The organism is Winogradskyella costae, from assembly GCF_013403865.1.
In the GTDB taxonomy this organism is placed as follows: domain Bacteria; phylum Bacteroidota; class Bacteroidia; order Flavobacteriales; family Flavobacteriaceae; genus Winogradskyella; species Winogradskyella costae.
Map to the genome: position 1 here is coordinate 48028 of NZ_JABFDK010000012.1, position 15554 is coordinate 63581.

Genomic DNA, 15554 nt, shown 5'->3' on the forward strand with positions numbered 1-15554 from the left:
ATATTTAATAAGAACTGTAGTATTTATGACCTGGTAGTCGTTTTGTTTTTTCACCATAGCCGAATAGATTTTGCTCTGCTTCCGATTTAGGTAACTCTTTTATGCTTAAATCTGTTTTGTTTATTTCTTTGGAAGTAATAATAACCGATTCATTTTGCTTTAAATCAATTTTGTAAGAACCATCTTCAGATTGATTTATAGAAACGGACTTCCCATCGATATAAAATTTAGGATTTTCAAAATCTACATGAACGACACATGCATTTCCTTTTAAACTTTTTATAGATACAAATTCGGTAACTCCTTCTACTTTTTTAGCACTGATCAAAAAGGCACCTTGTGTTCTTAAATCATGAAAAGCAACATCTTTCCATTTTTTCGGACTTGCCGGAAATACGCGTATTTTTCCGCCCCAACTTTGCAACATCATATCGTGTAAACTTGTGGCAAAAGACAGCGGACTTTCAATAACCGGATTAATTTTTCCTTCGGAATACATCGTAGTAGACGAAATATTTTTATGCTTAATTAGAAAATCTAAATAATAATACGCTTTTTCAGCATCGCCTAAATTGGCATACATAGAAGATGCTCCAGTTGCTGTATAACCTGTAACTGGCATGGCTTTGATTTTCTTACCACTATTAAACGTCACATCTAACCAATGGTCTAAAGACGTGCGCAGTAGTTTTTTATCTTCTTCTTTTTCTGGTGTGATTACCATCAAAGGATAAAAGGCTAATAGATGCGAATAGTGTCTGTGCGGATTGGCAAAAGGTCTATCTTTTCCAACCATAAGACCATTTTCATCGATTTGAAAATCCACTAAATTATCCAACAGATGTTTCCATTCTTTTTTAAGCGGGTCATTTAATTCATGCTTTTCATCAATATCAATTAGGGTTTGACAGCTCCAACGGATGAGGGCTAGCGTAAAGTTAATATCTTGACCACGACCAGGTTTGTATTCTGGCGACCAACTGTATTTAATATGAATTTTGCCGTCTTCGGCTTCTACAGGATTGTCTTTTATATAATTTAAATAACTATTTACCGTCTTTTTTAAGATAGGAAACAATTTATCTCGCATACGAATATCATCGCCTGCAAATTGACAATGCAACCAATAATCGTTTAACATCCATGCTAACATATCTGGCACTTTTGCTCCGTTGAAAGCGATGAGGTCTTGCGGCATTAAAGCAGCAACGGCAGCACTATTTTTCCAACTTCCAGGCACATTGTTTTCTAGGTTTTTAGCATATTTATCAATGTTGTTTGGTAGAGATTCTCCAATAGACATTCTATTGGCTGTTAAATGCGTCCAATAGATGAGTTGCACATTTAAATCGCCCCAAACCATTGGCCAAAACGTTCGGTTATACCAAGGTCCCATTAAATCTAAAATGGGTCCGTTTCCTCTAGAAGCAGAGCCTAGTTTATACATTTGTATCCAATAGAACGATTCTTTTTCCGCATCATTGATGGTTAAAAAACTTAATGGATAATAGTCGTGCCACCATTTTTGATGGGTAGATACAAAGTTGTCTTTTTGGATAAGTACTTCTGCAGTTTCTAAATTTTCATTAACAATTTCTAGTGAGTTATGATCAGGAAAACAATGGTGTACACTCGCTATTAATTGTTGTTTTCCGGAAGGATTACCTGTTATTTTATAACCTGTAGTAGTTTCTCCTCTATTATCATACAAGGGTTGGTAACAGAATTTGTAACCGTTTTTCTCACTGAACGTCGGTTTGGGTGCCATTTCTAAAGTTACAGCCCTCATTTTATCCCATGTACCTCCTTTTGGTCCTCCACCACTCTTTAAAACTTCGTATACAGGAGGAATAGGATCTTCAGCATGCCATGTGATTTCTACGTCTTCATCTTTTGTATCTGTTTCAAAATAAATGATATCAGTGGTGCTATGTGTAAACCCTTTAATGTTATAACTTCCTTTAGTCGTTGTGATAGTACCTATTAATTCTGCGTCCCATAAATCTAAACGCATATCAATACCAGTAATCTTTCCTTTAGATCTCAGTTTAAAATGACCTAATGGTAAACGGCTTCGTTTAATCCAAAGCATTTCATCCGCCTTTGTTTCAGCTTCTCTATGATCGTAATAATCATGTCTACCAATATGTAATGAGATGACATTGTCGTTTTCCTCTGGACTTTGATACAATAAAAAGCCAACATTACCATTTCCTGAATAAGGCGCGGTTTGCCATTTGTCTGGAACAAGATCCCAAAGCAGGTCGTGTTTGGATAAAAAGGATTCATAATCCACTTTAAAATCGACCTGATTATTCTGAGAAAATAAGGTGCTCGAAACAAGAATAAAAAGATAAAGAATACGTATTTCTAATTTTAATCGAAACATGGACTAATATTTGTTTAGATAATGAATAACAAATATATTTTATTAACTAAAGAAAGTTGTTCTCTAATCTTGCAATTACTTTCTTTATTTCAGCATTCAGTAAATATATAGTGCGTAAACCAAATTTTAAATATGAAATATGACACCCTTTTGGTTACTAATCCGTATAGGAAAAAAAAATGAATTGACCCTAAGAACGTCCATGATGACGCGCGATGATTTGCTCAAGTTTAAATTGAGTAAGAAAATGGTCGATAACAGAAAACACATTGTAGCATTAATGCATAGTTTTACATTATTAATTCCAATATCCAATCCAGATCAAAATGTATAAATCTATAATTGCAATTTTTGTATTATGTTTTAGCCAACATATACGAGCACAAGAACAAGTAGATACTAGTCGTCCAAATATCATATTTATTTTTGCCGATGATATGGGAATAGGTGATGTTTCTCATACCACAGGAAAAGCGGCGACACCACACTTAGATCGTTTGGCAGAAGAAGGGATTCGTTTTACAGATGCACATACCTCATCTTCCGTTTGCACACCGTCTCGCTATTCACTTTTAACCGGTCGTTATAATTGGAGAACAAGTTTATCTAAAGGGGTCATCCATAAACCGACTGCAAAACCGTTGCTTAAAAAAGATGAAACAACCGTAGCAAGTTTGTTAAAGCAAGCAGATTATCATACGGCAATGATTGGTAAATGGCATTTAGGTATCGGTTGGGAACTGTTACCTAATTATAAGAAGGAAAAATGGCAAATAGGTGGAGGATGGAATATCGATTATACTAAACCTGCTATAACGCCAACAAGTAATGGCTTTGATTACTTTTATGGCATTGCAGCTTCTTTAGATATGCCTCCTTATGTATATATTGAAAATGAAAAAGTGACAGAAATCCCTTCTGTTATGAATGACCCAAAGATACGTTCTAGAAAAGGGCCTTCTGCTCCAAGTTTTAAATCAGGTGAATGTTTACAAGTTTTTGCAGAAAAATCAGTGGATTATATAAACGAGAGAGCTGAAGAAAAAGAACCGTTCTTTTTATACTTGCCATTAACCTCACCACATACGCCTATTGTTCCTAGTGAAAAATGGAGAGGAAAGTCTGAATTAGGACCTTATGGTGATTTTTTAATGGAAACAGATTGGGTTGTAGGAGAAGTTTTAAAAGCTTTGGATAAACATAATTTATCCGAAAACACCATTGTTATATTTTCTACGGACAATGGGTGTTCGCCTGCTGCAAAAATTCCTGCTTTAAAAAAGAAAGGACACTCACCTAGTGGAAATCTAAGAGGAAATAAAGCCGATATTTACGAAGGTGGCCATCGCGTTCCTCTTATTGTTCGTTGGCCAGAAGTTATAACAGCAGGAACACAAACAGATAGATTAACATGTATGACTGACTTTATTGCTACTTGTTCTGAAATTACTGGTGTAAAATTAGATGATACATCAGGTGTCGATGCCATTTCTTTTTTACCAACGTTAAAAGATCCAAAGAAAACAAATAGAGAAGACATTATTAGCCATAGTATTAATGGTTCTTTTTCTATCAGAAAAGGAGATTGGAAACTAGCACTTTGTCCAGGGTCTGGTGGTTGGAGTACGCCAAGAGCAGGGCAAACACCAGAAGGATCACCTAGTGTGCAGTTATTCAACCTATCAGACGATATTGCTGAGACAACAAATCTGCAGGATAAATACCCTGAAAAAGTAGAAGAATTAACCCAACTACTTCAATCTTATGTTGACAAAGGAAGAAGTACACCTGGGGAAATTCAAAAAAATGATAGAGATGTCAATATTTATGCAGAAGATAAAGCAAAATAAATTACAGCTTAAATAGGAATAAAAAAATATCTAAACGAATGAAAAACTTAATTACCTTATTATTATTCTTATCTATTGTACCAATGTATGCACTAGATATCCATGTCGCTACAAATGGTTCAGATTCTAATGAAGGAACGGCATCTAAGCCTTTGTTAACTATTGAAGCTGCTCAGAAAAAATTAAGAGCTAGTGGACGTTTAGGAAAAGAACCCTGTCAAATCATCATGCATCAAGGCACTTATAGATTAAACACGCCTCTAAGGATTACGACAGAAGATAGTGGTAGTGAGCAATTCCCTGTTATGTATGCTGCAGCTAAAAATGAAGAGGTCGTTATTACTGGAGCGCAATTAATTTCCTCTAAATGGGAATTATTTAAGGATGGCATCTATAGAACTAACGTTGGTGATTTAAATGCTATAGATCAACTTTTTGTAGATCATACCAGACAACATATGGCTAGGTATCCAAATTTTAACGCTGGATTTATACCTACAGGTGGTGATGATTCTGTACGTGGTAAAAAAGCAGGCACAGTTCCTTTTTCAGGAGCGACGCCAGACGCTTGGGATGCTAAAAAGGCCGCAGAATGGGAAAATCCAGAAGGAGCCATCTTAAATGGAATGCACAGAGGGCTTTGGGGAAGTCAGCATTATTTTGTGACGGGTAAAAACGATAAAGGAGAATTGGTTTACGAAGGTGGTTGGCAAAACAACCGATCTGCTCCGCCTCACAAAGGGTATCGCATGATTGAAAACGTTTTTGAAGAATTAGATGTTCCGGGAGAATGGTATCATAATACCAAGGACGGTTGGTTATATTATATGCCAGAAGCCCATGTAAATCTTGACGACACAAAAATTGAAGCCGTTCTTCAAATTAAACACCTTATTGAGATTTATGGAGAGCATAAACTACCTGTTGCAGAAATGGTTATTCACAAAAGTGGTAATGCACAAAAAGAAACCATTGTTAAAAACTACGAAACAACTAAGGCGGTAAAACATATTCAGATTTCTGGTATTCACTTTACGGGAACAAAAAGAACCTTAAAAGAAACCATTGAGCCTTTACTCAGAAGCGATTGGTGTGTATATCGTGGAGGTGCTATTCATATACGTGGCACGGAGAATATTATTGTTGAAAATTGTTCATTCGAAGAATTGGGAGGAAACGCTGTATTTATTGATAGTTATAATCGTCATATAGAAATTAAAAGCAACTTTTTTCAGAATAATGGTTCTACGGATGTGAACTTGGTTGGTTCCTTTGCTGCGGTTCGTGATCCTTCATTTAGTTTTCAACATCTTCCACCACCAATAGATGAAATAGACACTACAATTGGTCCAAAATCTGAAGAATATCCAGCAGATTGTATAGTTGAAAATAATTTAATGATGCGTTGTGGTCGTTTTGAAAAGCAAGCCTCAGGAATCAATATTTCTATGTCATCAAGAATTACAATTGCCCACAATACTATTAGTCATACACCAAGAGCCGCCATAAATATTTGTGATGGTACTTGGGGAGGTCATATTATAGAATGGAACGATTGTTTTGAAACTGTACTAGAAACGCACGATCATGGCGCATTTAATTCTTGGGGAAGAGATCGTTTTTGGTTTAGAGCTGGCCCATCAGGACCAGATTTAATGGATGAAAATGGAAAGCCTATGATTAGTAATTATATAGAAAAGTATCCGAATATGCCTTTATGGGATGCGTATCAAACAACTACAATTAGAAATAACAGAATGCAATGCGATCATGGTTGGGATATCGATTTAGATGATGGTTCCACTAATTATGAAATCTATAATAATATCAGTCTTTCAGGTGGTATTAAAACACGTGAAGGCTATCATCGTAATGTTACTAATAATGTAATCTTAGGTAGAGGATACACCTGTAATGTACCATACCCTAAACCAACGCATGATATTTTTGAAAGTAACATTTTATGGGGCGGAACAGTATACAAATCTAGTAATCCAACGCTTTGGGGAGGTATACGTAATAAAAATTTCATTCACAATCCAGATGCTAAAGACGTTGTTCCTGCTTATGGAGTACAGCAGCAAACATTAGATGATGCAGAAAGTCTCTATGGAAATGTTCTTTTTACAGCGCCTCAACATGGCGATTTTACAGTTTCAAACAAATCAGCAGCATTACAACTTGGATTTAAAAACTTTCCAATGTCTGGTTTTGGTGTTACTTCAGATAAATTGAAGCGTTTAGCGATGAAACCTCAAATACATGCACCAAAAGAGGTAGCATCCAATGTGTATGTGGAGCAAAAGATGAAAGGATTATTTGGAGCTAAGTTTAAAACGCTAGAAACAGAAGCCGAACTTACAGCAACGGGAATGTTTGACACCTATGGCGTTTTATTGGTTTCTGTTCCTAAGGATAGTAAATTGGCTAAAATGGGATTTAAAGTGGATGATGTCGTATTTGAATTAAATTCGGAAAAAATAGCAAATGAACAAGATTTTATTAAAAAAATGAAGCAATTAGCGAACCATGAACATACCGTGAAAGTATGGAGACATCAAGAATCAAAAACATTTTCTTTTGAAAAATAAATCATATAATTCATCTAAAAAAATCATGAAAACAAACCATAGAACACAAGTAAATAAAGGCTTATTTCTGTCACTTACATTTTTATTATTGACAGCAAGTGGAATGCTACACGCACAAGATACTTGGACCCTTGAGTCTCAAGAAGACTGGCAAGCGAATATAGCTACAAAATCAAATTTGGAAATCACCAATGGAAAAGTAATTCCTACTGAAAAGGAAGCTGTATTCCAAAGCGCCATGAAAAAGTTTACAAAAAAAAGAGCTGCAAAATCCATTACGTTTTCTCAATCAACAGAATGGTTAAATTGGGAACAAATCCCTACTGCAGCACCAGCAAACTTAGGTGATGCTCCTGTCGCATTACAGTTAGGAGATGGAAATTACTGGATGTTTGGTAAATATGATACTCGAAAGAATAATAAACGACCGAATGATTTTAAAAGTAAGGATACCATCTTAAAAGGTTATGATGTGGTACTAAAAACCACACATCTTAAAAATCAATTTGATGCTCCATCAGGATTAAAAAAATCGCTAAAGGGCTATCATGCTTGGCATAGTATCGATATGAAAAACTGGGTGCATTATGGACCTATATCAGACATGTCTTCACGTTGGGTAACTTCTGCAGAATATATTGATGGAAAATTTTATTTTTATTACGATTTTCCAAACGATCAAGATCCGCATTTACTTATTGATGACAACTTAACTGATGGTCTTGTTGGGAAAAAGATGGGCATGGCTTTTAAAGATCCCTCAGATGGTTCTGATTGTGCAGTCATTAGAGATTTAGATGGTAATTTTCATATTATAGCTGAAGATTGGTCGCCTATTGATGCTTCTACGCATGCTTGGGATTCGCCCTTAGCAACGCATGCAGTTAGTAAAGACGGTTTTAATGATTTTAAAATTTTAAACCCTCCTGTAGATGAACGTACCAAACCAACTGGTAAATTTGCTGAATATGCACATCCGCATTGGTTTAAGGAAGACCCTGATAACTATCCTGGAAAACCGTCACCTGTTGATATTCCGAGACAAAAAATCAAAAAAGGAGACGTCGTTGCTTTTGGTAAATACGAAATCCATGAGCCAGAACAGAATTCTTTTGGAGATTGGGCTTCTATTTCTATTGGTGGTCAATATTATTTATTCGCAGATTATGATCCAGCAGGTAAGACTGGTGGTAAACATATGAGTGTTGCTTGGTTTACGTCTGATGATATTAATAAACAATTTGAATTTTGTGGAAATATAGGTCAAGGCCATCCAGATCCAGATATCATGTTTGCAGAAGGTAAATATTACTTGCTTACGCAAACTAGAAACGATTATGTAAGTACTGGTCCTTGGGTAGAAACCGTAGAAGTGCGCATGGGAGTGGACACTACCAATGACGGACAAATTAATGCGTGGAGTAACTGGCAAGTTGTAAAGGAAGAGTATGATTATATAAAAGGTTTTTCTAAACAAGTTGAAAAAACACCAGCACAGTTGAATTTTTCTGACTTACCTAAAGGATATGGTTTTCAATTTGAGGTTAAAATGACGGATACTACAGAAAATGAATCTAAACCTATTCTGGATAAGGTAATTGTTTCGTTTAAGGAATAAAAAATCAAAACCGAATATAAGTTTCATAAGATGATAAAAAATATTTTAATAGTTCTTGCCGTATTGTTTATAACAGGAAACGCTTTTGCGAAAGATATTTATGTGTCTCCTACAGGAAAAGACACTAATTCCGGAACAAAAAACAGTCCTTATTTAAGTTTTGAAAAAGCCTTACAAGAGGTGAAAAAATATGCTGGCAAAGAAGCCGTTACGGTCTGGTTTTCTTCTGGAGCATATTATCTTAATAAGACTATTGAAATAGGCAGTGATTATTCTGGAACGGAAAAATATCCCGTTATATTTTCAGCTATACCTGGAGCAAAAGTAATTATCAAAGGCTCTCAGCGCTTAGCGCATCTAGAATGGAAAGCCTATAAAAATGGTATTTATCAAACGCAAGTTCCTGAAGGATTGTCTATGGATCAATTATTTGTTAATGAAGAACGCCAAGTTAGAGCACGATTCCCTAATTATGATTATGAGAATCCACTTCGAGACGGGAAAGGATACCTTCAAGTCACAGGTGGTACAGATAAGCGTTATGATACATGGTTTTCCTATGATCCTGAAACTTTTTCAGATAAGAATTGGAGCCATCCAGAAACAGGAATTGTGCATGGTTTCCAAAGTCATAACTGGGGAAATATGCAGTACAGACTTAAATCAATTAATAGAGAACAAAATAAAATTTTTCTTAACGAAGGTGGTTGGCAACTTCAAAGAACACATGGTATTGGAGGGAAAAAAAGCCATGCGTCTTACTATTTTGTTGAAAATATTTTTGAAGAACTAGATGTTCCTGGGGAATGGTTCTTAAATACAGAAACCCATACGCTTTACTATTATCCGATGCAAGGCGTAAAATTAAGTAACGTTAAAATTGAAGTTCCTGTTATAAAAGATATGATTCAGTTGAAGGGCACTAAAGAAGCTCCTGTAAAACATATTCAGTTTAAAGGATTCAATTTTACACAAACCAACTACACGTTTATGGAGTCTTATGAGCCAGTTGCCCGCGGAGATTGGGCTATTCATAGAGGTGGTGCCATTTTTATGGAAGGTACAGAAAACCTGTTGATTGCTGATTGTAATTTTGAATATGTAGGTGGAAATGGTGTTTTTATGAGTGCCTACAATCGTAATAATAAAGTAACGGGTTGTCGGTTTGTGCACACCGGAGAAAGTGCGGTTTGTTTTGTCGGTTCGCCGGAAGCTGTTCGGTTTTATCAAACTTGGGATGACAGATTAATGGATGGTAAGAATTGGAATGAAATGCGTGAAAATATGGACTTAGAAGCCGGTCCTAAAACCCCAGATTATCCAAAGAATTGCGTTGTTGAAAATAGCATTATGCACGATTTTGGTGATGTTGGTAAACAAGTGGCAGGCGTTTACATTTCTATGAGTCATAAAATAACAGCGTCTCACAATACCATTTATAATTGTCCACGTGCAGGCATATGTATTAATGATGGTACTTGGGGCGGACACCTTATCGAATTTAATGATATATGGGAAACCGTAAGAGAGACCGGAGAACATGGGCCTTTTAATTCTTGGGGACGAGAGCGACAATGGAAAGGAGGTAGAGGAACGGATGAGCATTTTATAAAGGAATTGACACGACTGGATGCTATTGACAATGTGGTTATTCGAAATAACCGAATCGCTAATTACCGCAAATCTATTAGTGCAGGAAATTGGACGATTGATTTAGATGATGGCTCTAGTTACTATGAGATTTATAATAATTTAAATTTAGGGTCTACCATTAAACTAAGAGATGGTATGGGACGAAAGGTTTTTAACAACATAACCGTAAGTGCGGTTCCTTTAGGTTGGCATGTATGGCCAAAAAATTCCGAAGATGAAATTTATAACAATATTTTTGTGATCGCTGGAACTTTACCTGGAAAAACGACGCCTACAAATAACTTTATACGTGAAGTTGCTTTACCAACCGATGTTAAATGGAGTACCAATTACGATAAAAACCTGTATTGGAATGTTAATAATCCTGAAGGTTTTAATATGACACAAGATATGAATATGGAGGAATGGAATAGGAGAGGGTATGACCTAAGTTCTATTGTGGCTAATCCTAATTTTGTGGATCCAGTAAACGGTAATTATCAAATTCAAGAGAACTCACCAGCTTTAAAATTAGGTTTTAAGAATTTCCCAATGGATGAATTTGGTCATCAAATGACACGTATTTTGCCTTTTGGAGGTGATTTTGAAAATGAGCTTGAAGTTAGTTTAGAAGCAGATATTAGAGCCGAAAAGGGTTCAAAGGTTTATTTCACCACAGATGGTTCAGAACCCAATAGGAATTCAACAGTATATTCTTCACCATTTAAAATAAAGAACTCTACCGTAATAAAGGCAAGAACTTTTAATACTAACGGCATTGCAATAGGATTTACTGCAGAAGCCGTCTTTAATAACGTAAAAACAGTTACATATCCAAGTTGGTTAAGCACCTTAATTGCTGGTGAATTTAAGGCAGATAGTAGCAATCAGGATAAAATTACCAAATCTAGAAAAGCACTTGAAAAAGAAATACATGGCGCTTTGTTGATTAATATTGCAGACGATCCAGATTTAATAGATGCGACTGGGGGCTATAATTTTGGCTGTTATATTAAGTCTTTGGATCCTAAAAAAGGACAAATGTGGTTAGATGGTGGACTCGATAAGGATTGGGTGATTCAAAAATTAAACAAGCATAAGATTTCAAATATTGCACATTTACAGAAGTTCCTTAAAACATATTCTGGCCAAATCGTAAAGATTACTGCGGTGAGAGATTATGGTACTAAGGTATTTGAGGTAAGCATTCCTTAAGTGTATATGTATTATTACAAATAATATGTAATAAGAAGACTGCTAAAAGGTGTATCAGAATTCAATAATCAGATTTTTTAAGGATTAATCTTTATTTATCAAAAAATGTATGAAATTTGGAGACTAGTATAGTTAGGTGCTTTAAAACCCTATTATTTTCTAGATTCACATCTCATAATATAGATTAAAAGAATGACTAAAAAAGTATTTGTTTCAGGATGTTTTGATATGCTACATAGTGGGCATGTTGCCTTTTTTAAAGAAGCGGCAACGTATGGCGATTTATATGTAGGAATAGGTTCAGACGCGACGATAGAAAAATTAAAGGGTCGTAAAACCATTACGTCAGAACAAGAAAGACTTTACATGATTGATTCTATAAAGTATGTAAAAGAGGTTTTCGTTAATAGTAGCTCAGGAATTTTAGATTTTAAGGAGGAATTGAAACAATTAAATCCAGATCTCTTTGTGGTGAATGAAGATGGTTTTTCATCTATGAAAGAAGAGTTTTGTAATTCTTTGGGTATTGAATTAAAAATTTTAAAACGGGTTCCTGATGCAGATCTACCTCCCCGCTCAACCACAGCTATTAGAACGACAGGGAATTGTTCATTACCATATAGAATAGACTTAGCAGGTACATGGATAGACCAGCCATACGTTTCCAAGTATCATCCAGGATGGGCTATAACCTTATCTTTAGAGCCAATCATAGAGTATAATGAACGTTGTGGTATGTCAACATCAACAAGAAATGCGGCAAAAAAAATATGGCCACATTACTTGCCTTTTGATAAACCAGAAAAATTAGCTGAAATACTTTTTAAATTTGAAAATACTCCTGGTTCAGCATTAATTTCAGGCGCACAAGATGCTATAGGCATATGTATGCCAGGAGTAGTTAGGCATCATTATGATAATGGGTATTGGCCAACAAAATTCGAATCCATTCATTCTGAATCTACGCTTTCATGGTTAGAAGATCATCTTTGTATGGTGCTGCTTTGGCCAAGAGCACAAGAGCTAGACCTGTTAAAAGAAACCGACATAAATGAAACTAATGTAAAATCGCTTTCTGATTCTGCAGATAAGGTATGGGACGCCATTAAAAGTGAAGATTTGGAAAAATTTGCTGAAGGATTTTTAGAATCATTTGAAGCACAAACTAAAATGTTTCCTGCAATGGTTGACCCGAAAATAAAGGCAGAGATTGATAAATATAAAGACAAAGCACTGGGATGGAAATTAGCTGGTGCTGGCGGAGGTGGCTATTTAATATTGGTCTCTGAAAAGCCAATAGAAGGTACTATGCGCGTTAATATTCGTAGAAAAGAAGTTTTGTAAATAATTTTGACCAAATTACTTTTTTATAAAAATAGATACTTACTTCTAAAATTGAAATTCTATTACTATAATTTTTTTAATGCCAAGTTATCTTAGCTTGTCTAGTTTCAGTATCAACCCAAACGGAAGCATGTTCAAATTCGCGCGTAAACTCCCAACCTGTCGTTGAGGTTCTATGGTATGCACCTTTAGGTGCGCCTAATGGTTTTTGCAATTCTAGATAATCCATTAAAGAACCATGAGCCAATTGCCATCCCCAACCATATTGAAAATAAGAATATGGCTGAGCCCCAATTAAGTAGCAAGCGTGATAAAACTCTAATTTCTCTTTAGAAAGTTTTGCAAAACGTTCATTTCTAAATTTTCCTTTGTAAAATGAAGGGTCTGAAACAGCTAGGCTGTCATACTCTACACCAATTCTAAATATAGACATTTTTCCTGCTTTAGAAATTCTAAGCATATCTTCCCAATCCTTCAATAGTTTTTCTTTACTTAGTAAGTCATTTCCATAATGTTCAAACATATTGGCATCTATAAAAGGGAAAACATGTTGTGCAAGCTTAGCATTTGCATTGTTACCAAGCAATATTTTATCAGGACCTAATTTTTCTTTTAATGCTTTCATCATAGTTCCCATGGCTACTTGAACGTCTTGGGCTTTATCTTGGCGTAACCATGAAAAACCATGCATTTGATCTATAAAAGCACCATCGGCACCAGAAAACTCAACGCCTTCTGCTACCGTATTTACCCACCATTCTTGAAAATTAGGATTTAAAACATCAAAATAAAAAACGTTTTTTCGCTCCTCTAATGCTTTGGTTTCAGGGTTTTCTATTAAAAACGCCTTAAGCTTTGGATGATTATTAATGTTTTGATGCGTAAAATTCTCATTATAAGATGTAAATGGCCATGCATAAGCTGAATTAAAATAGAAAAGCACTTTCATATCTGGCTTTAACTTTTTAAAAGCTGCTACCTCATGCTTTGCACCTAATTCTGCAGCACCTAATTGTCCTTGTCCATGCGATTTTTCAATACAAATAAAATCTGTGCGTTCTGCAATATGGTTGACTTCTTCTGAGTGTAACACTCTTATTGGGTCACCAAACATATAATACATTGGGGTTGTTTTCCAATTAAATTTGGGATAAAATGGTTTCGTTTCAAAAGTACTACCATCACTTATTTTATAAGGGGGTTGAACTGTTGCACATGAACAAAACAATAAAAAAAATGATAATACGCTGTTGATAACAAAATTGCTTTTCATTAAAAATAGATATTTTTTCTTTATATAATATTTAAGGTGAATAAATTAGATTATTAATCTTTTGCTTTCTTTTTATTTTTTGCTTTCTTACTTCCATTAACAGCTGTTTTTTTCCATAAAATAATATCATCCATATCATTTTCAGAAAATTCTCCTTTAGTACTTCTTCCTGTTTTTATATCTAATTCCAATTGCTTTAAAAGTTGTTCCGCAACTTCAGGACGTGTTGTATATAAGTTTGTAGTCTCGGCAGGATCATTTTCCATATCATATAATTGCGCAACAGGCATAGTGTCTAATGTTGGATCATCTTCTTTTGGGAAACTCCAACCTCCTGATCCCTTAGATAATAACAATTTCCATTTTCCTAATCTATACCCAAAATGGCCACTTATGGAATGATGAATAACGCCAGCTCTAGTACTATTGATAGCTTCCCCATGTAATGCTGGTAAAAAACTCACACTATCTTCTCCACTTTTGCTTGGCATAGCAACATCTGTTATTTCGGAAAACGTAGCGAAAATATCGGTTAAGCAAATTAAATCATTGTTTGTGGTGTTAGGTTCTATGTTATTCGGCCATTTTACAATAAATGGTATGCGATGGCCGCCGTCCCATAAATCGGATTTTGAACCACGATAGCCTGCACTTACAATATGTCCTTTATTTGCAAGCCCTTTGATATTTGCAGCTTTAGAGGCACCATTGTCACTAGTAAAAATCACCAATGTGTTGTCTGATAATCCGTTTGCTTTTAGCGCATCAGTTATAGCTCCCACAGTGGCATCTGTTTGCATTACAAAATCAGCATAATTACCAAGTCCACTTTTTCCTTGCCATTCTTTAGAAGGTACAATTGGTGTATGTGGAGATCCTAAAGGCACATATAAGAAAAAAGGTTTTTCGTCTTTGTTTTTTGCTTGTTGGTTAATATACTCTACCGATTTAGTTGTTAAACGCGGTAACATATTAATTACTTCATCATGACTAATTACTTTGTCATTTTCTATAACTGCTTTCATACTACCCGCGTGGTGAAAACCATGATAATAATCAAATCCTCTATGAATTGGCCCATCTGGTATCGTTGCACCTACAGGAGGTAAGTTTCTCCCTTTTTTACGAATGGTTGTTTGTGAAACAGGATCTATATATTGAAAATTCAAATGCCATTTTCCAATGATAGCTGTATGATACCCTTGGTCTTTAAGAAAATTTCCAATTGTTGGTCGGTCTTCTTTAATTAAATCTGGAGCAAAACCAGATACGACGCCACTTTGTAATTTTGTACGCCAGCTATAACGTCCTGTCATAATCCCATAACGCGTAGGTGTACAAACAGATGATCCAGAATGCGCATCGGTAAATGTCATCCCTTCTTGGTTTAATTGATCTATTTGAGGGGTTTTAATTTTACTAGTTTCTGGAGCTAAACTTTGTACATCACCATAGCCTAAATCATCACAGACTATTAGAACAATATTAGGTTTCTTTGCATTTTCTTGTGCGTTTGCAAACCAAGTAAAGGTGCCGAATAGTATTACAATTAAGCTTAGGGTATTAAGTTTTTGCTTTTTCATGGTTATATTAATTTAGTATTGTTGTGAAATAAAATTTTTTAAAGGAATCTTTATTGTAT

The 15554-nt window shown here is 35.2% G+C and carries 9 protein-coding genes; 6 read left to right on the forward strand and 3 right to left on the reverse strand.

Features of this window, described 5'->3' with window-relative positions:
* Nucleotides 1–4 precede the first annotated feature (4 nt).
* Nucleotides 5–2389, reverse strand: coding sequence for a glycosyl hydrolase family 95 catalytic domain-containing protein (locus HM986_RS16675; RefSeq protein ID WP_179336181.1), 2385 nt, complete (start codon nucleotides 2387–2389; stop codon nucleotides 5–7).
* A 139-nt stretch (nucleotides 2390–2528) separates the two neighbouring features.
* Here HM986_RS16675 and HM986_RS16680 point away from each other — a divergent pair, with 139 nt between their 5' ends.
* The 6 genes from HM986_RS16680 to HM986_RS16705 all read left to right on the forward strand — a co-directional run bounded on the left by HM986_RS16680 (nucleotide 2529) and on the right by HM986_RS16705 (nucleotide 12639).
* Nucleotides 2529–2723, forward strand: coding sequence for a hypothetical protein (locus HM986_RS16680; RefSeq protein WP_179336182.1), 195 nt, complete (start codon nucleotides 2529–2531; stop codon nucleotides 2721–2723).
* A complete protein-coding gene (locus HM986_RS16685) occupies nucleotides 2716–4239 on the forward strand; it encodes a sulfatase family protein (RefSeq protein ID WP_218841457.1) in 1524 nt (507 codons plus the stop codon). The genes HM986_RS16680 and HM986_RS16685 overlap by 8 nt, the downstream gene beginning before the upstream one ends.
* A 38-nt stretch (nucleotides 4240–4277) precedes the next feature.
* A complete protein-coding gene (locus HM986_RS16690) occupies nucleotides 4278–6830 on the forward strand; it encodes a right-handed parallel beta-helix repeat-containing protein (protein WP_179336183.1) in 2553 nt (850 codons plus the stop codon).
* Between the two features lie 25 nt (nucleotides 6831–6855).
* A complete protein-coding gene (locus HM986_RS16695) occupies nucleotides 6856–8448 on the forward strand; it encodes a glycoside hydrolase family protein (RefSeq protein ID WP_218841458.1) in 1593 nt (530 codons plus the stop codon).
* Nucleotides 8449–8478: 30 nt separating this feature from the next.
* Nucleotides 8479–11295, forward strand: coding sequence for a chitobiase/beta-hexosaminidase C-terminal domain-containing protein (locus HM986_RS16700; protein ID WP_179336184.1), 2817 nt, complete (start codon nucleotides 8479–8481; stop codon nucleotides 11293–11295).
* A 192-nt stretch (nucleotides 11296–11487) separates the two neighbouring features.
* A complete protein-coding gene (locus HM986_RS16705; RefSeq protein WP_179336185.1) occupies nucleotides 11488–12639 on the forward strand; it encodes an adenylyltransferase/cytidyltransferase family protein in 1152 nt (383 codons plus the stop codon).
* 76 nt (nucleotides 12640–12715) lie between these two features.
* Here HM986_RS16705 and HM986_RS16710 read toward each other — a convergent pair whose 3' ends face one another.
* Nucleotides 12716–13912, reverse strand: coding sequence for a putative glycoside hydrolase (locus HM986_RS16710; protein WP_179336186.1), 1197 nt, complete (start codon nucleotides 13910–13912; stop codon nucleotides 12716–12718).
* A 53-nt stretch (nucleotides 13913–13965) separates the two neighbouring features.
* Nucleotides 13966–15495 (reverse strand): sulfatase family protein, encoded by a 1530-nt coding sequence (locus HM986_RS16715; RefSeq protein WP_179336187.1) that lies wholly within the window; start codon nucleotides 15493–15495, stop codon nucleotides 13966–13968.
* Between the last annotated feature and the right edge of the window lie 59 nt (nucleotides 15496–15554).

Coding starts and splice junctions, on each gene's coding strand:
- HM986_RS16690 (WP_179336183.1), top strand. CDS start 4,278: ATGAAAAACTTAATTACCTTATTATTATTCTTATCTATTGTACCAATG.
- HM986_RS16675 (WP_179336181.1), bottom strand. CDS start 2,389: ATGTTTCGATTAAAATTAGAAATACGTATTCTTTATCTTTTTATTCTT.
- HM986_RS16695 (WP_218841458.1), top strand. CDS start 6,856: ATGAAAACAAACCATAGAACACAAGTAAATAAAGGCTTATTTCTGTCA.
- HM986_RS16710 (WP_179336186.1), bottom strand. CDS start 13,912: ATGAAAAGCAATTTTGTTATCAACAGCGTATTATCATTTTTTTTATTG.
- HM986_RS16685 (WP_218841457.1), top strand. CDS start 2,716: ATGTATAAATCTATAATTGCAATTTTTGTATTATGTTTTAGCCAACAT.
- HM986_RS16715 (WP_179336187.1), bottom strand. CDS start 15,495: ATGAAAAAGCAAAAACTTAATACCCTAAGCTTAATTGTAATACTATTC.
- HM986_RS16705 (WP_179336185.1), top strand. CDS start 11,488: ATGACTAAAAAAGTATTTGTTTCAGGATGTTTTGATATGCTACATAGT.
- HM986_RS16680 (WP_179336182.1), top strand. CDS start 2,529: ATGACACCCTTTTGGTTACTAATCCGTATAGGAAAAAAAAATGAATTG.
- HM986_RS16700 (WP_179336184.1), top strand. CDS start 8,479: ATGATAAAAAATATTTTAATAGTTCTTGCCGTATTGTTTATAACAGGA.